This is a genomic window from Paenibacillus illinoisensis NBRC 15959, from assembly GCF_004000925.1.
In the GTDB taxonomy this organism is placed as follows: Bacteria; Bacillota; Bacilli; order Paenibacillales; family Paenibacillaceae; genus Paenibacillus; species Paenibacillus illinoisensis.
Genome location: NZ_BIME01000006.1, coordinates 83,133 through 107,515, shown reverse-complemented (window position 1 = coordinate 107,515; position 24,383 = coordinate 83,133). Strand labels below are relative to the sequence as shown.

Annotated in this window: 23 protein-coding genes; 3 read left to right on the top strand and 20 right to left on the bottom strand. The window is 47.4% G+C overall.

Annotation, left to right across the window (positions count from 1 at the left end):
* Window positions 1-22 precede the first annotated feature (22 nt).
* Together PIL01S_RS16130 and PIL01S_RS16125 are read left to right on the top strand one after the other, a co-directional pair.
* A complete protein-coding gene (locus PIL01S_RS16130) occupies window positions 23-946 on the top strand; it encodes an alpha/beta hydrolase (protein WP_127538381.1) in 924 nt (307 codons plus the stop codon).
* A gap of 164 nt (window positions 947-1,110) precedes the next feature.
* Window positions 1,111-1,434 (top strand): hypothetical protein, encoded by a 324-nt coding sequence (locus PIL01S_RS16125; RefSeq protein ID WP_127538380.1) that lies wholly within the window; start codon window positions 1,111-1,113, stop codon window positions 1,432-1,434.
* Window positions 1,435-1,570: 136 nt separating this feature from the next.
* Here PIL01S_RS16125 and PIL01S_RS16120 read toward each other — a convergent pair whose 3' ends face one another.
* The 6 genes from PIL01S_RS16120 to PIL01S_RS16100 form a co-directional block, all read right to left on the bottom strand.
* Window positions 1,571-1,786 (bottom strand): hypothetical protein, encoded by a 216-nt coding sequence (locus PIL01S_RS16120; protein ID WP_127538379.1) that lies wholly within the window; start codon window positions 1,784-1,786, stop codon window positions 1,571-1,573.
* A 231-nt stretch (window positions 1,787-2,017) separates the two neighbouring features.
* A complete protein-coding gene (locus PIL01S_RS29865; RefSeq protein ID WP_246058352.1) occupies window positions 2,018-2,281 on the bottom strand; it encodes a hypothetical protein in 264 nt (87 codons plus the stop codon).
* On the bottom strand, window positions 2,242-2,748 hold the full coding sequence (locus PIL01S_RS16115) for an SMI1/KNR4 family protein (protein WP_246058350.1): 507 nt from the start codon (window positions 2,746-2,748) through the stop codon (window positions 2,242-2,244). The genes PIL01S_RS29865 and PIL01S_RS16115 overlap by 40 nt, the downstream gene beginning before the upstream one ends.
* A gap of 1 nt (window position 2,749) precedes the next feature.
* Entirely contained in the window at window positions 2,750-3,193 is a 444-nt protein-coding gene (locus PIL01S_RS16110; protein WP_127538378.1) for an NUDIX hydrolase, read from the bottom strand.
* A gap of 166 nt (window positions 3,194-3,359) precedes the next feature.
* The gene (gnpA, locus tag PIL01S_RS16105; RefSeq protein ID WP_127538377.1) at window positions 3,360-5,540 is read right to left on the bottom strand and encodes a 1,3-beta-galactosyl-N-acetylhexosamine phosphorylase; all 2,181 of its coding nucleotides are present in this window, start codon (window positions 5,538-5,540) and stop codon (window positions 3,360-3,362) included.
* Window positions 5,541-5,552: 12 nt separating this feature from the next.
* The gene (locus PIL01S_RS16100) at window positions 5,553-6,572 is read right to left on the bottom strand and encodes a glycoside hydrolase family 88/105 protein (protein ID WP_095288562.1); all 1,020 of its coding nucleotides are present in this window, start codon (window positions 6,570-6,572) and stop codon (window positions 5,553-5,555) included.
* Between the two features lie 401 nt (window positions 6,573-6,973).
* Here PIL01S_RS16100 and PIL01S_RS16095 point away from each other — a divergent pair, with 401 nt between their 5' ends.
* Window positions 6,974-7,915: an AraC family transcriptional regulator gene (locus PIL01S_RS16095; protein ID WP_127538376.1), complete on the top strand. Its 942-nt coding sequence runs from the start codon at window positions 6,974-6,976 to the stop codon at window positions 7,913-7,915.
* Between the two features lie 112 nt (window positions 7,916-8,027).
* Here the strand turns inward: PIL01S_RS16095 and PIL01S_RS16090 are convergent, their stop codons facing one another.
* The 14 genes from PIL01S_RS16090 to PIL01S_RS16025 form a co-directional block, all read right to left on the bottom strand.
* Window positions 8,028-9,386, bottom strand: coding sequence for an LLM class flavin-dependent oxidoreductase (locus tag PIL01S_RS16090; protein WP_127538375.1), 1,359 nt, complete (start codon window positions 9,384-9,386; stop codon window positions 8,028-8,030).
* A 48-nt stretch (window positions 9,387-9,434) separates the two neighbouring features.
* Window positions 9,435-10,445 (bottom strand): ABC transporter substrate-binding protein, encoded by a 1,011-nt coding sequence (locus PIL01S_RS16085; protein ID WP_127538374.1) that lies wholly within the window; start codon window positions 10,443-10,445, stop codon window positions 9,435-9,437.
* A 104-nt stretch (window positions 10,446-10,549) separates the two neighbouring features.
* On the bottom strand, window positions 10,550-11,305 hold the full coding sequence (locus tag PIL01S_RS16080) for an ABC transporter permease (RefSeq protein ID WP_246058347.1): 756 nt from the start codon (window positions 11,303-11,305) through the stop codon (window positions 10,550-10,552).
* Window positions 11,306-11,396: 91 nt separating this feature from the next.
* Complete coding sequence (locus PIL01S_RS16075) at window positions 11,397-12,206, bottom strand: ABC transporter ATP-binding protein (RefSeq protein ID WP_127538372.1); 810 nt, start codon at window positions 12,204-12,206, stop codon at window positions 11,397-11,399.
* 251 nt (window positions 12,207-12,457) lie between these two features.
* On the bottom strand, window positions 12,458-13,165 hold the full coding sequence (locus tag PIL01S_RS16070; protein ID WP_127538371.1) for a DNA alkylation repair protein: 708 nt from the start codon (window positions 13,163-13,165) through the stop codon (window positions 12,458-12,460).
* Window positions 13,166-13,276: 111 nt separating this feature from the next.
* Window positions 13,277-15,616: an ABC transporter permease gene (locus PIL01S_RS16065; RefSeq protein ID WP_127538592.1), complete on the bottom strand. Its 2,340-nt coding sequence runs from the start codon at window positions 15,614-15,616 to the stop codon at window positions 13,277-13,279.
* Window positions 15,616-16,320 (bottom strand): ABC transporter ATP-binding protein, encoded by a 705-nt coding sequence (locus PIL01S_RS16060; protein WP_127538370.1) that lies wholly within the window; start codon window positions 16,318-16,320, stop codon window positions 15,616-15,618. The genes PIL01S_RS16065 and PIL01S_RS16060 overlap by 1 nt, the downstream gene beginning before the upstream one ends.
* Window positions 16,321-16,530: 210 nt before the next feature.
* Window positions 16,531-16,917 carry a hypothetical protein gene (locus PIL01S_RS16055; protein ID WP_127538369.1) on the bottom strand — a complete coding sequence of 129 codons (387 nt, stop codon included), beginning with the start codon at window positions 16,915-16,917 and terminating at the stop codon, window positions 16,531-16,533.
* Window positions 16,918-16,950: 33 nt separating this feature from the next.
* Complete coding sequence (locus PIL01S_RS16050; protein ID WP_127538368.1) at window positions 16,951-18,129, bottom strand: DUF4317 domain-containing protein; 1,179 nt, start codon at window positions 18,127-18,129, stop codon at window positions 16,951-16,953.
* Window positions 18,130-18,626: 497 nt separating this feature from the next.
* Window positions 18,627-20,210: an ROK family protein gene (locus tag PIL01S_RS16045; protein WP_127538367.1), complete on the bottom strand. Its 1,584-nt coding sequence runs from the start codon at window positions 20,208-20,210 to the stop codon at window positions 18,627-18,629.
* Entirely contained in the window at window positions 20,207-21,322 is a 1,116-nt protein-coding gene (locus PIL01S_RS16040) for a DUF917 domain-containing protein (RefSeq protein WP_127538366.1), read from the bottom strand. Before PIL01S_RS16040 ends, PIL01S_RS16045 begins: the two co-directional genes overlap by 4 nt.
* 4 nt (window positions 21,323-21,326) lie before the next feature.
* A complete protein-coding gene (locus PIL01S_RS16035) occupies window positions 21,327-22,616 on the bottom strand; it encodes a cytosine permease (protein ID WP_127538365.1) in 1,290 nt (429 codons plus the stop codon).
* A 38-nt stretch (window positions 22,617-22,654) separates the two neighbouring features.
* Window positions 22,655-23,242, bottom strand: a complete 588-nt coding sequence (locus PIL01S_RS16030; protein ID WP_281280804.1) for a TetR/AcrR family transcriptional regulator — start codon at window positions 23,240-23,242, stop codon at window positions 22,655-22,657.
* 271 nt (window positions 23,243-23,513) lie between these two features.
* Window positions 23,514-24,323: an AAA family ATPase gene (locus PIL01S_RS16025; RefSeq protein WP_127538364.1), complete on the bottom strand. Its 810-nt coding sequence runs from the start codon at window positions 24,321-24,323 to the stop codon at window positions 23,514-23,516.
* Window positions 24,324-24,383: the final 60 nt, after the last annotated feature.

Below are 24,383 nucleotides of genomic sequence, written 5' to 3'. Positions count from 1 at the left end.
CAAGACGAGAGGCGGCATACAGATGAGTATGAATGTTTATAACAAAAGACGCTCTCTAATGAGCTATCTATTTGAAAAATTTATTCTTTTATCAGGCACCAAGAAGAATTTCTCCACGCGGGACAACACCCGGAAGCACATCGACCAAGTGGGTCTTGAGAATATTAAGCCTTATCAGTTAGGTAAGGTGAAACTCACATCTCCCCGATCAGAGCGTTCCTTTGAGGACATGCAGGTATTTACATTGAATGACCAGCATTCAGACGCACAAAAAGTCATCTTATATATACATGGCGGTGCTCATACGCATCAGCCTCTAAGCTTGCATTGGAGATCCATGGACACCCTGGCCCAGGCACTGAACGCCAAAGTGATCGCTCCCATTTATCCCAAAGTGCCTCACTTCAACTATCAGCATACGTATCCAAGACTACTAAACTTATATCGTGAAATCCTTGAATCGGTACAAGATCCCTCACAACTTACGATTATGGGAGATTCAGCGGGTGGGAATATTTCGCTAAGTCTGGCACATTACATTCAGATGAATCATCTTCCGCAGCCTAAAGATATTATTTTACTGTCTCCATGTGTGGATATGGTTCTGGACAACCCAGTCATATTTGATTATGAGTCGAGAGACCCCATGCTCGCTGTAGAAGGATATGATGTAATCCGGCGAATATGGGCAGCAGACAAATCGCTGGATGATCCGCTGATTAGTCCGATCTACGGAGATTTCGAAGGACTCGGGAAAATCACCATGTTTGTCGGAACACATGAAGGGCTGTTCCCCGACATCATGAAGCTCGACAAGATGCTAACTGACCAAGACATTGACCATCATACCTTTGTTTATCCCAAAATGAATCATGTTTTTGTCCTGTATCCCATCCCGGAAGCCAAGGATGCTCAGCGCAAAATTATCGACACCATTAAGCACTAAACACAGCCTCCAATTCCTTGTTTCATAAGTTAACGCATCAGTAATACTCACAAATATTTATGCAAAATTAAATAAAAAATTCAATTATGCACTTGTATATTTGATTATTCCGGGTATAATACTCGGTATATAGAAAAGCGAAGCCGACTGGAGTGAAAAATGCCATGAGTTCTTGGACACAAACTTGGGTTAACGATTATTTGGACTTATATAACTATGCCAAGACTATAGGGGACTCGGCATGGGCTGAAGATCTTCTCAGGAAGCTTCGTGACCATAAGGACACCATGCTGGAAGAAGAACGGAAAGTTCGATTGCTGCGTGAACTGCTTGCTAACTATGACCGAATTAACAATCAGTTGTTGGAAATCTTCAATAAGCTGCGGGGGGCTTCCGAAGGCTCTCAGGCAGAATCCTTGCAGGAGCAATGGTTAAAGTTGAAGCTGATGCGTATTGATGTATCGAGGAAAATTCTTCAATATATATAAAGAAAAAAGCCGGTCTGCAGTTTGTCTGCTCAACCCGCCTTGTTTAAAGGCTTACTGATCGTCTCAATGCATACAGTCAACTGTTCTGCACTGATGTAAAGCCCGCCAGCTTTACATTAGATGATTTTATCGATAATTACATGGAAGCTTTTTTCATGCTGCTCATCATGCCCATCATGGTAGTCATCATTTCGTCGCACTCTTGCATGCAGGACATCATTTTGTTCATGTCCATGCTTTCCATCATGTTATTCTCTTCCATGCACTCCATCATCATTTTCATGGACTTCATTTTGCTCATCATTTCTTCCATACACATATTCATCATCATGTTCATACACATATTTTCCATTCTATGTTCCTCCTAACCATATTTAGTAGACTTCCTTTTTTTAGAATAAACGATCCCCCGTTTAAAAGCAATCATTTTCCTCTTGCCATTCAGATTAAATTTGTGTATAATACGCACTTCACTTATTAATCCAGTCGGAAATAAAGGCTTTTGCGGACATGTAGCTGTTCACAAAAGCCATTTTGACGTTTTGGCAGGGTTGACCCTTCAGCAAAGTAAGGTTTGTTGTAACTATGAACCAAGATTGGTTCGATAGTCAGGCAGCTGCCTGTCCTGCGTTGTACGATTCAACAGGCTCGCTATACGCTCCCGGTCAAAAGAAGCCAGATATACGGCTAATACGTCTTCCTCGCTTTCACCAACAGCCATTTCGAACAGGAGAATGACATTATCCCTACAACATATCCGCCAAGCCTGAAGAGATGAAATTTCTGGAATTTCATATGCTCCGTCGCTTAATCCCCAATAGGATCGATAGTCCGATAACCCCCACATGTTCTCATCAAAAATAACCCAATAGGGCAGCCTGTCCTCCACCCCATCTGAATAAATGCTTTGCTTACCAGGAAATTGGTGAGTGATTCATTCTCCAGCGACCAATCCGGATGGTTCCAGGCACATAGATACACCGGCGGGTCTTCCTTCGTCAGATCACTGAAACGTATGCCGCAATAGATCACCGATTCTTCGCATTGATAAAAGATCAAAAACGCCTTGTCCGTTGTAAAGAAATCCGAATCCGGTACAAAGATATCCTCCAGAAGCATCGGCTCATACTGATTATTGCAGTGCTGCGTAATATATTGTGACCGCCCAAACCTTTTATAATATTCACGCAGAGCGGCCGGAAAAGGCTTACCAAGACGACGCTCTTGCTTCTGAATGTCTTCCTCTGAAATGGAACCTCTTGCTTCATCATGACCTTGGAGGAACTCGGTCAACACTCTAAAATCTGCAATCAAGTCAATCTTCTCCTCTCACCAGAACGTAGCTTTCAAAGAACACACGGGCCTCCGGAAATAACAGTGGAGCGACATGGTCTATGGGGAACCATCGAATATCGTCGATCTCATCATCCTGAGGTTTCAGGTCAGTCCCGTCTCCAGCGTATTCGACCAGAAACATCGTCGTTTCCTGGCCCTGATATCCCAATTTCTCCTGCGTTATAGCGTCAAAACGAAAGGCAATTCGGTCCTTGAACGGTTTGCTAATTATAAAGTTTGTTGATCCCGTTTCTTCTTCTAACTCCCTGAGCAGTGCCGCCTCTAAGCTCTCATCCTGCGGCTCCATCCCGCCTTTCGGGAAATCCCACGTTCCTTTGATTTTCCCCTGTGCTCCCTTTACCTTATGAACTAACAGCAATTCATCACCCTTTTGAATGACCGCGCCGACAGCCATACGAATCATTGATTACACCCCCACGATCTTTAAATCTAGAGCAAGATATCCGATTGGTTTGCCTGTATGGTTTACATTATAAAATATTCATGAGCAAAATTCCTTTTTAGCCCAAATAGACCGCTCCCTGGCTAGGGTAACGGTCTATGAGACGATTTTCGATAAAGAAGATATCCTATGAGGATACCGAGTTAGTTGCACCAATCTTGGTAATAACCGTATCATACGGAGCCAATTCCAGCGTTTGTTTTCCAAACTCTGTATCAATCGTTGTTGTCTGAACCTGGTCACTATTGTTGATCACAACCAATATGTTACTTTCCGGATAATACGCACACTCGGTATACAGGTTATCCGGGATATACTTCGTTTCCTCGTACTCCTCGCCTGCATAGCGAATCAGATTCAACAGCAATCTGGTATTCTCCCAGTTGAATGCGAATGCGGAGAGATAGATCCCTTTTCCTTTGCCGAATGCATGCGTAGACAATGTAATGTGACCATCCGTTTCATGCCGCACCTCAGCTGTGCCATCCGTAAGATAGATGCCTTTCTTCGGCGTTATGCTGGCTTCATCCGGTACCAAACCATGTTCATCTCGTACCTCATACGACCATTTTCCGTGAACGACTCTGGCCCCTGTATCTTCATCCACGCCAAGAATATGTGCCATCCGGAAAAAGCTGTCGTATCCCTCGATCGCCGAAGGCTGATTGATTCCGATAAATGTACCACCTTCGTACACCCACTTCGTCAGTAGGTCCACAAAAGTATGGTCATTCCAGTGTTCACCACCGCTCCATGCGGAACCGGCAGAGCCAGCATTGATCACGACATCGCAGTCATGCAGTACGCCCTGACGGATGTCTTCAAAATCGATAAACTGCACCTCAACCGGTAATCCCGACAATGCTTCATTGACGTGAATGAGATCATGCATGTACGTTTCATGGAAATGCCCGGACAAGGTCCATGATCTCAGTTTGCCCCAGCTATGCAGCACGGCTACCTTGGTCTTGATCTGATAAGGCATGCCAGCCTGATGCAGCTCCTTCATTTCCCTGAATTCATTGGCAATCTTCTCGATGTATTCCACAAAATCCGGATAAGGCTCCACCAGATGCAGATACCCGCCCAGTCCGATTCGATCGATCGGTTCTCTGAGCAGGGCACGCCGGATGTTAATCCAATACTTCTTGGCGTCCAGCGTAGGGTCGCCGCCCTCCTTGAAGGTAGGGAGTCCACCTAAACCAACCGGGAACAGATATGGATGCAGCCGAATTTCATGCGTTTCCACGTCGATCCCAGAACACATTCTGGCCTCATACCCGGAGAATACGCATTTGATCATGCCGTCGAATCCGAACTCCTGGAAGCGGTCATTATAAGGCTCCATCCCGACCCAGCTATCATCGTAGAAAACATAGGCCAGCTTGTCATGTTTGTGTACAATATCAATCAGCTTTTTGCCGAATTCAATCACAAAATCATTGATGAACGCCATCCAGTCCAGCTTGCGCTGATTCGCAGGGATATGACTGACCCGGTATTTACCGCCATTCACAAAATCCTCAGCCGTGAGGGAATAGCCAGCCTTTTTGGCAAACAGATCAAGCGCTCTTGAACTTACCGTAAAATCATATGAACCCCAGTCCGAGAACAGATGGCGATTGCGCTCACTGCTGCCCCAGATCCAGGCGAAATTATAGAACAGGGAAGTAAACCGAACAACGGTCGTTTCCTTGTGCTCCTGACACCAACTTTCCATCCAATTCAGCAAGTATGCTTGTGTCTCCGGATAGATGGGATCGATCTGCATCAGATGCTCTTTGTCCCAGTCATTCGTCGTATGGTTGTACATCGAAATCTCTTCCCATATCCGGTAAACCATGAAGCTGACGGTGTATTTGTGCCACGGAACAATGCCGGTAATGACCACATTCCCGGATTCCCGTTCATAATTCCACTGTTCTCTCGGCACCTCTTCCCCCGTCGTCCGGTCATAGACCTGCCAATACTTGAATGCTTCCCGAGAATCGTTCACCTTGAACTGTTCAGCGAAGAAATCCTCCATCAAATAGATGGACAGGTAATCCTGCACAGCTACCTTGGGGTTCGTTATGAGAAAACATTGCTGCAGCTTATCCGTATTGCGGGATGCCCACTCATTATGATCCCGGATGATACAGATCGTCGAATAAATGCCGTATCCGGCGTTGATAATCTCATCCGACAATTTCGTCCCGTCACTGTCACGAATGACATCGGCACCCCACCGTTCAGCGAGTTTCAGTGTCAGTGCCTCATAACCGGATTCTCCGGGCAGGGTGAAGGCTCCCGTTGTTTTTTTGGACAATTGGATCTCCTCCTATCTCAACATGTCGGACAGAAAAGCGAGTGCCAGGCCTTGACCCCAGCCCTGAATCCAGTCTTTGGGGATTTTGCGGTACCCTTCCCGATCCTTCATGACTGCCGTGCCGCCAGATACGCCCAGTACACGTCCATCTTCAGTGATATTTTTCAGTACACCGTCCAATGCCTTCTGTACATACTTGGTATGCAGCGGATTGCCGTTATTGATCATGGCCGCCGCTATACCGCAAGACGCTGATACTTCTTCATAGGACTCCTCATCGTCCAGCACCGTTCGCCACAAGCCGTTGTCCGTCTGAACCAGCTTCAATGCTGCCAGTTGGTCCCGAAGCGAGCACTCAACGTCCATACACTGCGGATACAAATACCAGTCCTTCAATTGAGGTTTCACCTGCGACATTGTGTAAGCACCCCAGGCATTCGCTCTTCCCCAGTAAAATCCGGACATATGGTCCTTATTGACATTGTTATACCCGTGATACCAAAAGCCTGTGCTTGGGTCCTGAAGGTATTTGATATGCCAGTAATACTGATTCAGGGCATCCTGAATCATGGCTTCATCCTTCAACTTGCTGCCTACGCGCAGCAGGAAAAATGCAGCCATAAACAAGGTATCCGCCCATGCCTGTTCCGGAAAGTCATTGGCAACGGATACGGTATGCTGCAGCACGTTGTCTCCGAAGCGGAGTGCATGATTCTGAAGATAATCCACTTTGCTCAGCGCGATATCCCAATATTTCTGGTCCCCTGTCTCTTCATACAACGTAATCAGCATATGTCCCATGGCACAGGTGTTTACCGTCCAGCTCGGCAGGCCCAGCTCAATATATTCATCCGCCCACTGAACCAGCCTGTCCAGAATCTCCTTGTTGCCTGTCGTCTGGTAGGCTCTGGTTACACCGTAATAGGCAACACCGCAAGGCCAGTCCCATGTCAGATCCATGGATAGTGTTTTTTGGGTGACATTATCGATGACCTTCAAAATCTCTTCCCTGTCATATTTCACTTGAAGCATCAGTATTCCCCTCTCCTGGACACACGCCCCCAAGTGCGCCCTGAGAGGTGTCCGTTCGTATTGTAAACGCTTTACTTATTCCATTCTACGCAGTAAAATGGTGTCAATCTAAGCATATTCGTAACAAATCTGCGCAATTTCAACCATTTATGAATAAACTCAAAGGTTTACACTAAGTCACTCCGCTGACAGAACAATCTTCCGATCGCTGTTATCCCCAGAATTTTTTGATTCCTTTTCTATGGGAAAAATCAGGTGATAAAGGCGAACGCTTCGCTTCTCCAGATTTGTTCTGCCCTCTCCGTTACCGTGTAATTGTAGAAGTTCATCCTTTTTAAAGGTTACCTTTACTGTAGTTTCTAATTACAATGGACTCCAATTAACAAATAGGGGGATCGTATATGCCTAAAAAAAAGAAGCCTGTTATTGAATACCGTCATTACAGCCTGCCCATCCATTTTCCCGTCCTGCTATTAAGCGGTGAACGCTGGAAAATATCCGATATCAAGAGCGAGCATCTTCATTTTCATAACCATCTGGAGATTGGCATCTGCTACTCCGATAGCGGCATTATGGAGATCAAGGGAGAATCCGTCCCCTTTCAGGCCGGCGATGTGACCTTCATTCCGCGATATCTTCCTCATACAACGTACAGCACGCCTGGTACAGCCAGTTTGTGGGCTTATATTTTCTTTTCGCCGGAGGACCTGTTTCAGCATTCATTAAAAGGTACATACCGTGATTTTGAGCCGAATCTGTGGGCAGTACAGGGAATGAACTGTGTGCTCAGCAAGGAGCAGCATCCCAAGGTGTACACGCTTGCCACATCGATCGTAGAGGAGTTAAGACAACAGAATCCCTATTATCAGGAAAGTGCCTACGGCTTGATGCTGTCCCTGTATATTGAGCTCCTTCGAATTCATTCCCGGAATCGCCCTCTGTCAGAAGAGGGTACAGATCATGGCTTGAAAGGGGACCTTGTTATCTCTCCTGTACTCGAGTACATCACCAAGAACTACATGACCCCCATGACCATCGACTTTTTGGCCGATCTGTGCCACTTGAGCACAACGCATTTCCGCAGAAAATTTTATGAGATTATGAGAACGACCCCTCTCGAATTCATCAACAGCACACGCATCGAAGAGGCCTGCAAACAGCTGAAGAGCACCGATCATTCCATTCTGTCGATCTCCGAGCAAGTCGGTTTTCATTCCATTTCCAGCTTCAATCGCTGCTTCTCCAAACTGATGGGGCAGTCCCCCAAAGCTTGGCGTAAAAGTGCACAAACCGAAGTACAGTCTGCCAAAGCATCCATACTGGAGTTTACGGGATGGGTCTAGGACCAGGCTTGAAAGGCGAGAAGATAAGCTTCCTCCTCCCTATGGAGGTCACTTCGTTGGCCCAACAAAAAAACGCAACCATGAACGGTTGCGTTATGTCAATGCCAATGCCTTACACAATTTCACCTGTACTCGCACCGGTTAATGCCTTCTCGGGTGTTTTTACGGCAGGTACAGACAGCCCCAGATTCCCTCGCAAAGTACTGCTCTCATATTCGGTACGGAATAATCCCCTCCGCTGCAATTCGGGAACCACCAGTTCGATGATATCGTTGAAGCCCTCCGGGAAATGAGGCGGCATGATATTAAAGCCATCTGCACCATCATTCAGGAACCATTCTTCCAGTTGATCCGCAATTTGTTCCGGAGTCCCGACAATCTCCCGATGACCGCGTGCTCCTGCGATTCGTTCATAGATTGCACGGATCGATTGCAGGTTCTCCCGTTTCGCAATATCCCGAATGATGTTATAGCGGATTCGCGGGTTGGTCTCATCTTCGATGGAGCTTGCTTCCGGAAGTGGTTCATCGACATCATACCCGGACAGATCAATATTCGTAAAAGCAGAGAGATATGCTAATCCCACTTCAGGCAGGATATAGCTATTTAACTGCTGCTGCTTCAGCAGGGCTTCTGCCTCTGTTTTGGCCACCGTAATGAACACGCCAGGCATGATCTTCAGATCGTCCGGCTTGCGTCCGTATTTAGCCAGTCGCCCTTTGACATCCCGATAAAAGACCTGTGCCTCTTCAAGCGTTTGCCAAGCTGTGAAAATGACTTCAGCCGTCTTCGCTGCCAGCTCTTTGCCAGATTCCGAAGACCCGGCCTGAACAATCACGGGATGCCCTTGCGGTGTTGTTGGGGAATCAAGGGCACCCTGCACCTTAAACCATGCCCCCTCATGGTTAACCGGATGTACCTTCTCTACATTCAGATATCGGCCATTTTCCTTGTCGATGACCAGCGCCTCATCCTCGATGGACAACCATAGCTGCTTGACAACGTCCACGAATTCCTCAGCACGTTCATAACGGAGTGCATGCTGCAGATGCTTTTCTTTACCAAACAGAAGGGCTTCTCCTTCGTTGGCAGATGTGACGACATTCCAGGCAGCCCGTCCCTTGGACAGATGATCAATCGCTGCGAATTTACGCGCGACATGGTACGGATCGTTATAGGTCGTGGTCAGCGTGGCCGTTAGCCCTATATTTCTCGTCACAGCCGCGAGGGCCGAAATGATGATAACCGGGTCCAGCTTCAAAGAGGAGTGTGCATTACCGGAAAGCCGCTGACCCAGGACATCGGCAAAAAATATCATATCGAACTTACCGCGCTCAGCTGTCTGTGAAATCTCCGTTAAATAATCCAGATCAAATGCACGGCCTGCACCTGAAGAAGGATGACGCCAGCTTGCTACATGATGTCCCGGCAGATTAATGAAAGCTCCCAGTTTCATTTGTTTTCTAGTCATACGAACCACTCCCTTTTTCATGTTTTAATCAAGAATGTATATAAAAAATTATTTAGCAAACGGATTATATTCGTTGGTATATAAGTCTTCCGGTTTCACCTGACCTTCTTTTAACTCACCATTCGCCACAAGCCAGTCGATCCATGTTCTGTATTCCGATGGAGTAATGACGCCTCCCTTTTCCGATATGCCTGTACTCTTCCAGTATTTAAGGTTTTCCGTCGTTTCCTTGCGTTCCCGCTGATTCACAATGTCCTCGAACCGCGAGATGACTTCCTCCCTAGGTGTGGTCTGAGCCCAGTCAATGGCTTTGGCAACCCCGTCTACAAATTGCTTCACCGTATTCGGATTCTCCCGGATGTAATCCTCACTGAAGAAATAGTCGCCTGCAGTAAACTCCTTGCCAAACACATCGATATCCCTGAAAATTTCGGTAATTCCTCCTGTTGCCAGAGCCCTGTCCCGGCCGATTCCGCTTAACATCACCACGTCGATCTGTTGATTCCGCAGAACCTGTTCCGCACTTGAACTTGGGACAGTCACCAAAGTGACCTGTTCAATTTCTTTTTCCGTCAGATTGCCTTGTCGTAAATAGTCTTTGAGGACAAACTCCAAATGGGCCCCGAGAATATTGACGCCTACCTTTTTCCCAATAAAATCTTTGGCCGATTGGATTGGCGTCCCCTCAAGGGTATAGGCGCCGATGTACGTATGTTCATCACTGCCGTATGAGCCGACGACCGATTTTATTTTTACGTTTTGGGAGTAGGATTTGATAATGGCTCCATTAAAAGCTGATCCAAAGTCGATTTGTTTCGTTGCCGTTAATTGAATGCTCTCCGGTCCCCCAACGCTGTCGCCTATGGATTCCAGTTTCAAGTCCCCCAAGTAGCCCAAATCTGCAGCCAGCTCCGGAAAAGAAACACTTCCAGGTGAAGACTGATATTGCAGAACTTGATCTTCTTCTCCGCTCTTCGCGGAGGTCTTGGGATCTGAGCAGCCTGATAGGACACCACTGACCAAGCCTGCAAGTACAAGAATGCCTAATGTTCGTTTCATCTCGCTTCTCCTCCTCCAAACGATGTCTTATTCATAACTCATTAATTCAATTGATTTAGTAAGGATTAATGATAAAAAAATAATGAGGGGACATTTGAACAGGACTATTCATTCACTTGCTGTTTCCATTTGGAGAATTTACGTTCCAGCATGCTGAGCCCTTGGTTGATTAACAACCCCAGCAAAGCAATGGTTAATATCCCGGCATACATCTGAGGAATCTGGAAGTTATACTGGGAATACGTAATGAGATAGCCCAACCCTTCCTTGGCTCCTACCATTTCAGCAGCTATGAGTACCAGGATTGCCCCTGTCCCTGCCATGCGAATACCGGTAAAAATCGTGGGAACCGATGCCGGCAAAATGACCTTAAGGAATAATCTGAAGGACTTAATATTCATCGATCTTGCTGCCTTGATCAGCAAGGGATCAACGCTGCCGACAGCAGCAATCGTATTGAGAAGAATGGGCCATGTGCAGGCAAAGAGGACGATCGCAATCTTGGAGGTTTCACCGATTCCCAGCAGCAGCATGAATACCGGAAGCAGCGCTAATGCAGCCGTATTTCGAAACAATTCCAGCACGGGATTCAACAGCTGTCTGGCTAATGGATACCAGCCAATCAGTAATCCTAATGGGATTGCAATAAGTAAGGCTAAGGCGAAACCACTGAATGAACGAATGATGCTTGCCAGAAAGTGAGTGAAAAGCTCACCTGAGATGATCAAACTCCATAATGCCCGAATGACCTCGGAAAAAGCAGGGAAAAATGCTGCATCTACCAAGCCTGTCCTTGGTGCGATCTCCCACAGTAAGACCAAGGCAATTAACACAATCGACTGTTTGAACAACTTCAGCACACCAGAAAAAGCAGCAGGACTTCGTTTACCAAGCCGTAGGGTTGAATGGGCCGTCTTTACGGATTCGATAGGAATACACTCCTTTAATCAATTAGATATACGCACCGCGGTATTCAGGTTCATGCAGCAGACTCCATACTTCATGGCGAGCTTTCACAAAGTCGGGATGGGAGCGAATATCCGCATCCTCCAATCGTGATTGAAGCGGAATATCCACAATTTGTCTCACCATACCGGGTCCTGGCGTCAATACCACTACTCGTTCTCCAAGATAAACCGCCTCATCGATACCATGCGTAATAAAAATGATGGTCTTCTGGGTCTTCTGCCAAATACGCAAAAGTTCACTTTGCAGGGATTCACGCGTCTGGGCATCCAATGCGGCAAAGGGCTCATCCATCAATAAGACATCCGGATTAAAGGCAAGGCTTCTGGCAATGGCTATACGCTGCTTCATCCCCCCGGATAGCTCATGCGGATAGCGGTCTCCGAAGTGAGTAAGCCCGACTAGCGACAGAAAATGCTCCACCTGCTCCTTACGCTCCTGCTTCGGAATACCCTTGGCTTCCAAACCAAATTCAATATTGCCGCGTGCCGTCTTCCACGGAAATAAAGCGTACTGCTGAAAGACAATGCCCCGGTCAAGCCCTGGGCCAGTAATGGTTTGGCCATCAATTAAAATGCGTCCTTGTGTCGGTGAGGATAGTCCACTGATCATATCAAGCAAGGTTGATTTTCCGCAGCCACTCGGACCCACGATGGTGATAAACTCACCTTTTCTTACCGAAAAGTCCAGGTCTTTTACAGCAGTAAATGCCTGAGTTGCTTCCTTTTGCTTGGGATCGCGGACCGTGAACGTTTTGGTGACACTCTCAAATCTGATTTTTTCAGCAGTAGCCATTGACTTCACCTCTCTAATTTATATTGGGGTACTAAGCAAAAAAGGCTCAGCTGACAACGACTAGCGCTGCCCTCTGAGCCTCTGGATAAACCAGTCAGCTTCCATTCAATGGTTAAAATTTGAACATCCTCAATTTACATTAATCTGATGTGTTTACTATATTTTAGAGCTGTAGGATTGTCAACAACTACTTGAAAATAATGTATTTTTGTCAAGTGAGATCCAGATAAAAACACATGCGTTGTCTTCCTTTAACATCTTACATACTTGCGTTTGAAACCAATCCGATTTTTTTCTACGGCAGTTTGAATGGTTTCGGAAGCATTCAGGAACTTGCTCTTGGGCTTGTCCTTCTGAACTTCGACGGGACCAATAGCCTTCGCCGTTTCGACAGCCTTGTCATGCAGCGGAACGTAGGAAACCCCCACAGTGTATACGAAATTATTCATTGAATATTGGGTTCGTTCGGGAGCTTGATGGATCTTCGCTTGCACGTCTTCCAACATCGCGCTCAGCTTATCCTCGGAGAACTCGCTGTCCGGACGATTGCCTAGCAACCAGCAGTAACAGCTCCAGCCTGCCGACATCTTCAGCTCTTCACCGCTGGCGATCCATTTATCCGCCACTTGCTGGGCGATATCCGTCTCGGAAAGCGTGACAGCAACGATGAAATCAGAGATCATGTAAAAATACGCGTCCTCGATCCAACGGTCGAAATCCGCTTCTGTCATCGCTTTCGGATCAGCAATAACACCCGCAAAATACATTGCATCATAATTCCCGGTTGCGTACAGCTGCTCGGCCAACGCCTGGTCCTTTTTGATTTTGCGGGCGATCGGCTTCATCGCACCTGTAGCCACGCCGAAGAGTGGTTCATGTGCACCATTCGACATGTATATCTTTTTCGTGCGCTCCTTGCCAAGTGCCTCAAGCTCCTGCATCACTTCTTCCAAATTCATTACGCAGCGCTCCTTCATATTGATCTTAAAAATAAACAAAGCAGTCACATTCCGTTTCTGAGCATGCAACTGCTTGTAAATCAGAACTTGTATTCTCTTCTTTTCACCATTTTATTCTATACTTTTTAACGATTCAATCATATTGATTTTGGTAACTTTTAATCGTAGCAGCAAGTTGCACAGAATGGTCAGCACAAACGCTAGAAGAACCGCTATCAACATGACAATAAGATTTAACTGATCCGGAATCTGTTGGTGGGTACTCGACAACGCCTGTACGACTAGGGTATAAAAATGAACTCCCATAGGCAGCGCTACAACGACCGCAAAAGCGGTGAGTATAACGTTCTCAACAAAGATGAGCCTGTTTATTTTGTTTTTGGGATAGCCCAATACCTTAAGCGTCGCAAGTTCACGTTTACGTTCGTATATGTTTATGGAAGATATCGTGTATACAGCGCCAAAAGAGAGCACCACAGCACTAATGACAAACATGATGAACATAAAGCGATTTTGTTTCAAAATATACTGGGCCGATTCCTTCAAATCCGTCTTGTCCGCTATGGTATCTACTTGCTGATCCTGTTCGAAGAAGCTTCGAATGTCGGAAAGATCCGCACCATTATTCGCTTCAACCAAAAGTGAGGTCGGTGTATAGTCGATGTGAAAGCTTTTCAAGTAATCTGGCGTGATATAAAAGGACGGATTGTTGAACTGAGAGGAAATTTGTATAACCTTCATATCAACGGATTGATTGTGAAGCCCTGGTTTGGTGAACTTGATTTGAATGGTATCGCCCTCTGCAATGTTGTAATGGTCGGCATAAGATTTGGGCACAAGCACGCCATTATGCTGCAACGATACTTCATTCCCGTTCTCGTCATGGAAACGAATGAGATGGTTTTCTTCTTCTGTTACAATCAACGTTGCGTTTTCTTTATCCTTCCCTTTTATGAATTCAACAGGAAAGGTAGACAACAAAAATGGTTGTTTGATGCCGGAAGGCAGCTGTAATGCTTCCAACGATGAATCTGTCTTATAATCCACTTTAAAGTCATAGGTGTATACCTCTTCGACTTGGTTGGCTATTTTTTGCAAGGCAGATTGCGTACCCAATGCAGTAATCAACAATACGGTGCTTGCAATGATGCCAATGGAGCTTGCCAGCGCTTTTCTTTTATTTAAAAACAGGTTTCTCAAAATGAGCTTATGGTTGTAAGAAGTCCGGTTCCAGATCCCCGGAAATCGTTCGATTAACAGCTTCTTCATCTTTTGGGGTGGTTTGGGACGCATCGCGTGTGCTGCACGTTCCTTCAGTACGCTTCTCCCGCTAAAGTAAACGGACAAGAGTCCGAAAAAACAGGAAAAAATAATAGGTGGTATGACCGAAAATAATGAAAGCGAAAACGAGATGCCAGGCAATGAATATGACGTTGAACTGGACGCAGTCACCAATGGAATAAATACGTTAGCTGCAATGATACACCCCATGATCGACCCAACAATACTTATTAGAACAGGGTATCCCATGTAATGAAGCATAATGTTTCTGTCCTTGATCCCCAGAGCTTTCATAATCCCAATTTGATGTCGATGCGAATCAATCGTTCTGGACATCGTAAGAAACAGGATGATGGCAGAGATCAAAAAGAGCACCAAGGGAATCACCCTGCTCATCATGCTGTTGTTATAAATGGTTTGATGAATTTGAGCGTAACCGAATGACCGCTCTTTGCTGCGTTGATCTAGATAAGAAAGACCCTTGGATTGCCTTTCGATGACTTGGCCCAACTGATCCACATCATAGCCTTCGCTGGCATCAATGAGAAGTTCATTATAGACCACGTTACCTGTCCCTGATACTTCGGTGATCGCCTCTTCGGCAACATAAGCAAATCCGTAGGTTTTATGGTCTTGTGTCGCATTCTTTTTCACATATTCAACATTTTCGACCAAACCGCTGATCTTAAACGCAAGCTCTCTATCATTCGCAATCATACGGATCGTATCACCGACCTGATAATGATGCTCTTGGGCGTAATGGGAATCCATGATGATCTCATTTTTATTGGACGGTATGTGTCCCTCGATAATCGTAGATGTATTGATGTGGTTGTCTGCGGGAATTGAATGGATTTTCAATGAGGTAGTGCCACCTTCAACATGCTGCGTTGCATCCGTAGTGTACCGTGCTTCGATTCTATTAATGCCTTCCACTTCACTTAAACGAGCAGCATCTGCACTGGAAATATGATCGTAATAAACATTCAAGTCACTTAAATTGTGCTCTGTATAATAAGTTTGTACATAAGCACGCTGCTCCTTGCTATAACTATTCAGTCCTGCATAAAAAAAAGCCCCTACTGCGATTACCAATGCCAAGGCTGTAAATTGAACGAAAGATTGTTTAATGTCCCTAAGGAGCTTCACTGCTAATTTCGTCATCACCATCACCATTCAATGCTTTCAACGCTTTGTTTATTATCATTTATCGTTACACTTTCGATTTTCCCACTTTTAACTCTGATTATTTTGTCGGCCATAGGAGCAATTGCCGTATTATGAGTGACCAGAACGACGCATTTTTTCATTTGCCTGTTCACATCTTGAAGAAGCTTAAGGACGGATTTGCCTGTAACATAATCCAATGCGCCAGTTGGCTCGTCGCAGAGCAGGAGTAAAGGATTTTTCGCAACAGCTCTGGCGATCGCAACTCGTTGTTGTTCACCTCCAGAGAGCTGGGAAGGAAAGTTTTTCATGCGATGCTTCAATCCGACTTGATATAAAATATCTGCGGCATTCAGCTGATTCTTACCTACTTCTGTGGCAAATTCAACATTTTCCAATGCGTTCAAGTTCGGGATCAAGTTATAGAACTGAAATACAAAACCAACTTTTTCTCCACGATAGGTCGTCAATTTTTTTTCATTCCATGTGGCAATGTCCTGATCCCCAACGGTCACTTGACCAGAAGTCGCCGTATCCATACCGCCAAGTATATTCAGAATCGTACTTTTACCGGCACCGCTTGCACCCAAAATAACGACGAACTCTCCTTCTGATATGGAAAATTCCGCGTCGTTCAAAGCTCTGATCCGAACTTCCCCAATTTGATATTCTTTCGTTACCTTCCTGAACTCAATGAACGTTTTCACTCTTACATCTCCTCGCAATGAATTTTCAGTTGGCCGTGATGCGCTATTCTCCATGTTACACCTTACCGTGCAAGAGACACCCGACAAGCGATGTATTCCAGCATCAGCCTCAAGAAGGATTTCACTTTGGCTGGCCTTGAATTGCTCGGACACAAAAAACAAAAAGACCACGATCCGACTAAGGGATTGTGGTCTTTTCCATTCTTCCAGCTATTCCAGAACATCGTTGAAGAGCTGTCCGCCTCCATCAATGTCAATGATTTTAAGACGAGTTGTGTTTTTGATAAAAATGGTCTTGTATTTCTCCTCACCGTCTTGGTCAGTAAGTAGAAGAATGCGTTCGTTTTCGTTATCGGTTACCATTCGAAAGGTATAATCCTGGGAATCGATCTTCTGAACAATCATGTCATATTCGGGAAGCGAAGACCACTCGCTCTGGCTTGTACTTTCTTCGGTTGGTTTGTTGTTTGGCTGCGCCGTTTCGGTCTGTGCGGATTGGTCGCTGCTCCCCGAGGGGTTCACGGTATCCGTCTGGTTCGATTGGCAAGCCGTCAACATCGTTGCGGCCGCAATCAGGATCATAAGCAGTCTGTTCATCGTAAGTCATCTCCTGCCTGCGTTAAAGCTTTTTTATTGGATAAGTGTCTCTGACGCCAGCGTAAAGCCTTCAATCGCGACATCTTCGTCCACTTCAATCATGATGCAGCGTTTCCCTTGGAAATTCACCTGCTTGACGTATCTCAAATCCTGCGGGCTGATCGAAATTGTAGCGACCTTGGTTTCGATCTTAATGGACTTGGAAGTAAACTTCGGCATAACGCTGGTCGCTTTCATCTCATAGTTCTTGTTGTCCACGATCGTTTCGAATGCCCGTTCCACCTTCTCGGTGGTCACATCCTCTACGCCGCTTGCGTTCAGAACACGCTCCAGGTCTTTGTAATCCAGCTTCGGAGGTTCTTCCTCCTTCGATTCTTCGTTGATTTCAATCACCCGGTTAATTTCTTCGTACACCTGAGCAATGGTAGCTGAATCGAGCTCTTCGCCGGCTACTTCCTTGACGATATCTTCGAAGATTGCTCGCTCTTCCAGTGCCGTCACCGATCTTTCTCCGTTCAATACCTGTTCGACAAAATGCGGATCCGGGAAATTCGATTTTCCCGTACAGTATAGAATCCGATTCACATCGGAATAGTTGTCCGTCACGCTAGGGTACAGGAATCCTTGCTCCGGCGTGCTTAACTTGATAATCGGATCGACAATGACATTGTACTTGAACTCCCGCTCCACATAATCGAACAAAAGAGTTTTCCGCTGTTTCTCCGTGGAGTTCACACTGCATAAGATAAACGGATGGGCAAACACCTCGTTCTTCTCACTCTCTTCCGCTTCATCGTTTCTCGCCTTGGTCGGTAAATAATACTGTCCCCGAACAAACGTGACCACCATGTCCCGCTCATACTTGGCATCCGCCAGCATTCGGTCCACGAGCAGCAGCATCATGTCCTGCCATTCTTCCGGATCACCCGTTACGAGTGCTTGATGAAGCAGTACCTGCGCAGGCTCTTCGGCTTCTTCCTGAAACTTCAGTTCGAACAATTTTTGATCCAGTTCGCCGGTCAGCAGTTTCTTGAAATTCCCCATGTATAACTCCTGCTTCTCCCGGTCCACCAGTTCAAACGGATTGCGCTCCCAGTGGTAGACTTCATTTGTTTCCTTCGTAATATAGACATTGAGGATATCGTAAATATTCAGTAGATCGTGATCCATTTTGAATTGCTTGCGGATGTTGGCAACTTCTTTTTTGTTCATAGCGGACTCGGCAGCTCCTTCGATATATTCTGGCTTATTTAGTATAAATTATTGAGCGTTATTTTGTTAGCGATTTGCGGCTTGCATTACTGTGCCTACGGGTCCATTCTCCTGTGCACCTGATCCTCTATTGTGGCATATTTAGATACCCGAGTCGAGGGCATTTCCTTGAAAAAAACATCTTACTTCATTGTGCTTATTTTCCTTTTCCCAAGCCTGCAGCATTATGGTGATATCAAAAAAAGAACGCTATCCACTAGAGTATGGATCCACAGTTTCCCAGCATTTCTTAATCCTATCTCGTCAGGCAAACTATCCTCTCAAATAAAAAGGTGATACGGAATTTAATCCATATCACCAGTTCATATTCATATTATTCTGTTTATGCATCATTCCGGGCCGAGCAGCGTTAGCTGGATGCCTGACTAATTATGGCACGCACGCTTCTCATGTAGCAGATCATGCTGTCGAGCACAGAGGGCATATCGTTTATGGTATTACAACTTACCCGCAGCCTTCACTTTCACGAGCAGTGCGTTGCCTGGCAAATAGGCAATCGGAATGTCCTCGACGGACACAATCTGTACCGTCTCCGGGTTCGCGCCAGCTGCAGTCGCCTCGTTCACGGCGCTTTCCTTGGCATCCTGCATGACGTCGTCATATTTCCAGTCGTCCAGTGAATAGATACGCTCCGACTCGCCGCTAACCTCTCCCAGTGCTGCGCCGATCGCATTCGCCGCATCATAGTTGTCTGGCCGGATGATTCGGCTCGCCCCAGCGAGCGTCTCCGGCACCAGCAGGCTGCCGCCGCCGACCAGAATGACATCTACCGGATCAGCACTCGTTTTCATCCGGTCAATGGCGTCCTCCAGGCTCTGCTGCATGACTGCATCCACCTTGAGGCATACGGCTTCGTCCACCGCATCCGCGTTGGTGCCCGGCCATACGGCCCGGCCCAGCTTCACCGCCACGTCCGTCGTTGTCAGTGTATCACCGCCGAAGATGCGGGCCCGTTTCGTCAGCTCATAGCCAACGCTATCCGGACCAACCGATACGCCGCCAGCGTCATCCAATCGGACAATGGTTCCACCGCCGAGACCAATGGACAAAATGTCCGGCATCCGAAAATTCGTACGAATGCCTCCGATATCCACCGCAGCCGAGGACTGGCGTGGGAAGCCTTGCACAAGCACACCAATATCCGTTGTTGTACCGCCAATGTCAACGACCAGCGCATCCGTCAGACCGGACAGGTGTGCAGCGCCCCGAATGGAATTCGTCGGTCCGCAGGCAATCGTCAGAATCGGATAACGGAGCGCATATTCGCTCTTCATCAACGTGCCGTCATTCTGGCAAATGTACAGCTGCGCATGGATGCCGAAGCCGTTCAGCGCTTCTTCAAAGCCGCGCACGACACCCGCAATGACTTGCAGCAGCGCCGCGTTCAGCACAGATGCATTCTCCCGCTCAAGGAGTCCGATGCTGCCAATCTCACTGGAATAGGTAACTGGCATGTCAGCACCCAGCACCTCGCGGATGATCTCGCCAACCCGCTTTTCTTGGTCACGGTTCACTGGGGCAAAGACCCCACACACCGCTACAGCGTCAACTTCGCCCTTCATTCGGTTGGCCAGTTCAGCAATCTCAGCTTCATCCAGACTCGCAATCTTACGTCCATCATACTCATAACCCCCAGAGGCGATATAGCTATGTGGTCCTACCGCCGCGCGCAGCGATTCGTCCCAGCCAGCAAGCGGCGGAACGGCTGTCGTTGCCGGAGCGCCGATACGAATCAGGCCGACCCGGCCGAGATGCTTGCGCTCCACGATCGCATTCGTGCAGTGCGTAGTGCCAAGCATCGCGTAGCGAATGTCTGCTCCATTTACGCCGCTCTCCTGCAGCAGGCGGCGAACAGCCTCCACAATGCCTTCGTTCACGTCAGCAGTCGTATGGACCTTGACCTTGTGCACGCAGTGCAAGTTGGAATCCAGCAGGGCGGCGTCCGTATTCGTTCCACCCACATCAATGCCGATCCGGTACACCTGGTTTGTGTTTGTTTCAGTCATAATACCCTTGGTCATTGCGCCGCACCTCCTTTCAAAACCAACGTCTCAATCGGCACATAGTCGAAATCATATCCGAAGTATCGCGGCCCCGCCGTCTCAATACCTTTTGGTGTACGCCATTTGTCATCGCATGGCAAGCCTGCTACCGTCACCCGGGCACCATACTTCAGATTTTCCGTCGTTACCGGCATACCCGTATCTTGATCCAACAGCGTGATCAGGTCAGGGGTAATGGCGAGTGGTTGGTCATCAACGGTGGCGAGCAGGAACTCATTTTGGAAAAACAGCCGCATCGTTTTTCCCTTGTTCTCCCCGGTGCCTTCAAATACTGCTTCACCGCGCGTAAAACCGCCATCCATACGGCGGCGGATATCCACGGCCTTGCCATGAAACAGGGCATGTCCGTGCAGCTTCGTGAGCAGTTCATGCACAGGATTCAGCTTCTCCTGCTTCGCTTCGAACAGCGTCCGCCCGATCTCATAAGCGAGCGTCAGCGTACCCCCGATGGCGCTCTGCTTCGCCTGCGCACCGGATACCGGATAATCGCAGATGGAAGCAGAACCACCCATCTCTACGGTCAGCGCACGCGCCATGCGCTCTTCCCATACGCCATCAATCGTATGCATCAAAGCGCTGTTACCCCGCTCGTCCGCCATCGCTACCGGACTGCACGGGATGCCTTCCAGATGGAACGTGACCATCTGCGATTCAGGAAAAGCCCGCCCCATCGCATCGGCGTCTACAAGCGGAATTCCGCGCTGCGCCGCCGCAATGACCGGAACGAGTGAGTTGCCGCCACCGACCTCGATCGGCATGACAGCATCCACTTTGCGGCCCAGTTCTCTTTCCATCAGATCCAGCGGCTTGGTCAGCTGTTCTGCCGAAGGGATTTTCTCCAGCATCACCGTAGGTGCACCAATCATCGATACCGGTACGATAAGTCCTTCATCATCCAGTTCTTCAAGCTGTACGATTCGGACCGGCCCATGCTTGCGGATGGCCTCCATGGCAATCAGTTTACCGACATGCGGGTCGCCCCCGCCGCCTGTGCCCAGCACCGCTGCGCCAATTGCAATATATTCAATAGCCTGTTCATCAAGTGTAGTTAATCTTGCTGCCTTGTTCATGCTTTCATCCCTTCTTTACTACCCATTTGCCTATGATGGCTTGTACGATAAATGCCATCAAGAAGCTGTCCAGCGCCGGAACCTGCGTCACCTGGAACCAACCAAGTCCATCCGGAGCCATCGTTGTCATGAATCCGAAGAATGTGGCAAGGACCCATACCACGATGGAGCGAGGAATCCAGCTCCGGTTGCTGTCCAGCCCTTCAAACGAGAATCTGTTTTTGTTCACCAGCAAATACTCTGCCGTATATATACCGCCCAGCGGTGCAACAAGCATCGTAATATATGTCAGGAACGTTGTGAAACGGTCATAAATGCCGAAGCAAGCGAGTGCTGTTGCAATCAAGCCTGCAATGATGGTAATGACGGACTTCGGCACCCGTCTGAATACGACCGAGAAACCCAGTCCTGCGGAATACAAATTGTTGGTATTGGTTGTCCATTGTGCCAGTGTCAGCACGATAATGGCGGGAATACCAAGTCCGAGCGTTAGGAAAATGCCCGTCAGATCGTCGGAATCCATCGCCCGTGACAAGAAAATGGCAATGATCGTCATGAAGCTGTTGCCGACAAAGAAACCGACAAATGCTGCGGTAATCGCATGCTTAGGTGTCTTGGCCCAGCGTGCAATGTCAGGAGACAATGCTGTACCCAGGATAAAGATTCCGATAACCAGCGATATTGCCGTTCCCATCGGCAGGGCTTCACCTTCAAAAGGTGCCCAAACCGTGCTGCCACCTTCGCCGTTCAGCGCCATGACCAGCGCGACAATAATAAACACGACCAGCAGCGGTACCGACCAGACGCTTAGTTTTTCAATCGCACGGTAGCCCCAGATTGCCGTGGACATCATGAGCAGTCCGCCAATGATCGATAGTACCCAGAGTGACCAATGCCAACCCCACAGCTCGCTTAGCGCCGTTTGGAAGTTGGTTGCGAAGAAGCCAACCTGTACGCCGAACCAGCCCAGCGATGAAATACCGAGAATGACGGAGACTATAAGAGCCCCTTTGTTTCCGAACAGAAACCGGCTGATCATGGCCGTCGACAGACCTGTTTTGGCCCCAACATAGGCGCACACAGCCCCGATAATACCCAAAATGATTGAACCAACGATGACCGCAGTAAGCGAGTCACCAATGCTCATGCCTGCGCCGAGCTGTGCCCCCAGAAACATGGCGGACAGGTCGATCCCGATCGCAATCCAGACAAGCGCCATCGACAGCCATGATTTTCGTAAATGCTGAGGTACGGGTTCCCGTTCGTAATCTTCTATTTTCGTATCGTTGCTCATGTTCCACCCTCTGCTTTCTGTACAATCTTGTTGATTGCCTATGCTGCGACGGATCTCCAGAACATCTCAAAGGCATGTTTCAGTTTCCGTTCGAACAGCTCCGGCGATTTATAGTAGTAATATTGCATGCCCAGCCCGTCCATCAAGGTGAGGAACGAATCCACCAGCGTCTCCATCGGAACGGCAGCCAAATCGCCGCGATCCAGACCTTCCTGCATGATCTCGCCGATAATGCTGCTCAGCAATGTATCGAAACGTCCGAATGCCTCCTGCATTCTTTCCAATAGGAAATCCGGCGGAAAAATCAAATACCGGAAGGCAAACACGGCAAGCTCTGTTTTGTTTCGGTGAAAATCGTATTGGCGAAGCAGCAGCGCATGCAGTTTTTTCTCCGTATTCATTCCCTTGCTGGTTTCCGCCATCGCTTGGATATATTCGTTGTAGGCGCTCATCGATTCTTCGAAGACCGTCATGAACAGATCTTCCTTGCTCTCAAAAAAGGCGTAGATTGCCGGAGTTTTGACGCCGACCTCCTTCGCAATTTCTGATAATGCCGTCCCATCGTAGCCCTTCTGCCCAAATAATCTCAGCGCGGCTTCCTTCAGCTTCGTTCTGGTCATGGTCATCCCCTTTTCTCCATTCTAATTAACGTTAATTAAGTAGATTATACAATTATCTGCATAAAAATCAATGCAATTAATTGCTATGTCAGCTTTTTATTTCAATGTTATACGGCCAAAATTCAAGTGGGACAATATCCTCGCAGATTTGGGCTGGAATGAATTAGTAGATTGCAGAGGAGTGCATAAGAGTTCCATATGGCTCTAACCTGATAAAATGTATAGCAAAAAGAGGTACCCTGACATCAGGATACCTCTACTAGAATGTTACACCTATTCATTCAAACAACCGCTGATGCTTATGAAAAAACTCGTAAAAGAATCGTACATTGTCCAGCTCATACCACTCTGCCGTCTGCAGCATGCTGGCATCGAGATTGTAGATCTTCGCATGAAGTGTGCCCAGAACAAAGGGAGAATGCGTGGCAATAATGAATTGACTGTCGAAATAACGTGCCAGATCATTCATTTGTTCAGCCAGCTTGATTTGATTCGCGGGAGACAATGACGTTTCAGGTTCATCCAGTAAATACAGCTGCCCGGGAAGCAAATGCTCCTCAAAAAACTGCATCGAGCTTTCCCCGTTCGAATACTTCTCCTGCGAGAATCGAATGATATCCATCCTTTTGTCAAAAGCATACGACCGCTCCAGCTCTTCGACCTCAGCCTTGCTCTTTCCCTGTACGAATTGCTCATGAAGCAGCCCTTTGCGAAGCACGCTTTCCTGCTGTATTTTCTTGATTTCATATAGCAGATCCTCTGACTTGATGTACCGACTTCCCTCGGGCAGCTTATATAAGGGACGCTCCTGTTCATCCTGCCCAAGTTGATAGCTGCTTTCCTCAATAAACCGCTGAACATAGATGCTGTGTCCATAAGTGGACATTCGCTCAGCGCCCGCCACTCCCACTTTGTTCGCAATCAGATTCAGCAAAGTGGATTTGCCGGAGCCATTACTGCCGTGGAGTACCGTGATTCGGTCAAACAGCAGAACCTCCCCTGCTATGTGCCTAAACACATGATCCGGATAGATATTCGGGTTGCTGGAAATGACAGAAGAGAGTTTGAAGTTACTTAAATGCAGCATCGTCTCGCTCCCCTCCCGGAAAATGATAAGCCTCAATTTATTTTAATTTATGATATTCAT

Bases quoted from the DNA above. Each gene is read 5' to 3' on its own strand.
- PIL01S_RS16130 (WP_127538381.1), top strand. From the start codon at position 23: ATGAGTATGAATGTTTATAACAAAAGACGCTCTCTAATGAGCTATCTA.
- PIL01S_RS16125 (WP_127538380.1), top strand. From the start codon at position 1,111: ATGAGTTCTTGGACACAAACTTGGGTTAACGATTATTTGGACTTATAT.
- PIL01S_RS16120 (WP_127538379.1), bottom strand. From the start codon at position 1,786: ATGGAAAATATGTGTATGAACATGATGATGAATATGTGTATGGAAGAA.
- PIL01S_RS29865 (WP_246058352.1), bottom strand. From the start codon at position 2,281: ATGTGGGGGTTATCGGACTATCGATCCTATTGGGGATTAAGCGACGGA.
- PIL01S_RS16110 (WP_127538378.1), bottom strand. From the start codon at position 3,193: ATGATTCGTATGGCTGTCGGCGCGGTCATTCAAAAGGGTGATGAATTG.
- PIL01S_RS16100 (WP_095288562.1), bottom strand. From the start codon at position 6,572: ATGCTTCAAGTGAAATATGACAGGGAAGAGATTTTGAAGGTCATCGAT.
- PIL01S_RS16095 (WP_127538376.1), top strand. From the start codon at position 6,974: ATGCCTAAAAAAAAGAAGCCTGTTATTGAATACCGTCATTACAGCCTG.
- PIL01S_RS16090 (WP_127538375.1), bottom strand. From the start codon at position 9,386: ATGACTAGAAAACAAATGAAACTGGGAGCTTTCATTAATCTGCCGGGA.
- PIL01S_RS16085 (WP_127538374.1), bottom strand. From the start codon at position 10,445: ATGAAACGAACATTAGGCATTCTTGTACTTGCAGGCTTGGTCAGTGGT.
- PIL01S_RS16075 (WP_127538372.1), bottom strand. From the start codon at position 12,206: ATGGCTACTGCTGAAAAAATCAGATTTGAGAGTGTCACCAAAACGTTC.
- PIL01S_RS16070 (WP_127538371.1), bottom strand. From the start codon at position 13,165: ATGAATTTGGAAGAAGTGATGCAGGAGCTTGAGGCACTTGGCAAGGAG.
- PIL01S_RS16065 (WP_127538592.1), bottom strand. From the start codon at position 15,616: ATGGTGATGACGAAATTAGCAGTGAAGCTCCTTAGGGACATTAAACAA.
- PIL01S_RS16055 (WP_127538369.1), bottom strand. From the start codon at position 16,917: ATGAACAGACTGCTTATGATCCTGATTGCGGCCGCAACGATGTTGACG.
- PIL01S_RS16050 (WP_127538368.1), bottom strand. From the start codon at position 18,129: ATGAACAAAAAAGAAGTTGCCAACATCCGCAAGCAATTCAAAATGGAT.
- PIL01S_RS16045 (WP_127538367.1), bottom strand. From the start codon at position 20,210: ATGACCAAGGGTATTATGACTGAAACAAACACAAACCAGGTGTACCGG.
- PIL01S_RS16040 (WP_127538366.1), bottom strand. From the start codon at position 21,322: ATGAACAAGGCAGCAAGATTAACTACACTTGATGAACAGGCTATTGAA.
- PIL01S_RS16035 (WP_127538365.1), bottom strand. From the start codon at position 22,616: ATGAGCAACGATACGAAAATAGAAGATTACGAACGGGAACCCGTACCT.
- PIL01S_RS16030 (WP_281280804.1), bottom strand. From the start codon at position 23,242: ATGACCATGACCAGAACGAAGCTGAAGGAAGCCGCGCTGAGATTATTT.
- PIL01S_RS16025 (WP_127538364.1), bottom strand. From the start codon at position 24,323: ATGCTGCATTTAAGTAACTTCAAACTCTCTTCTGTCATTTCCAGCAAC.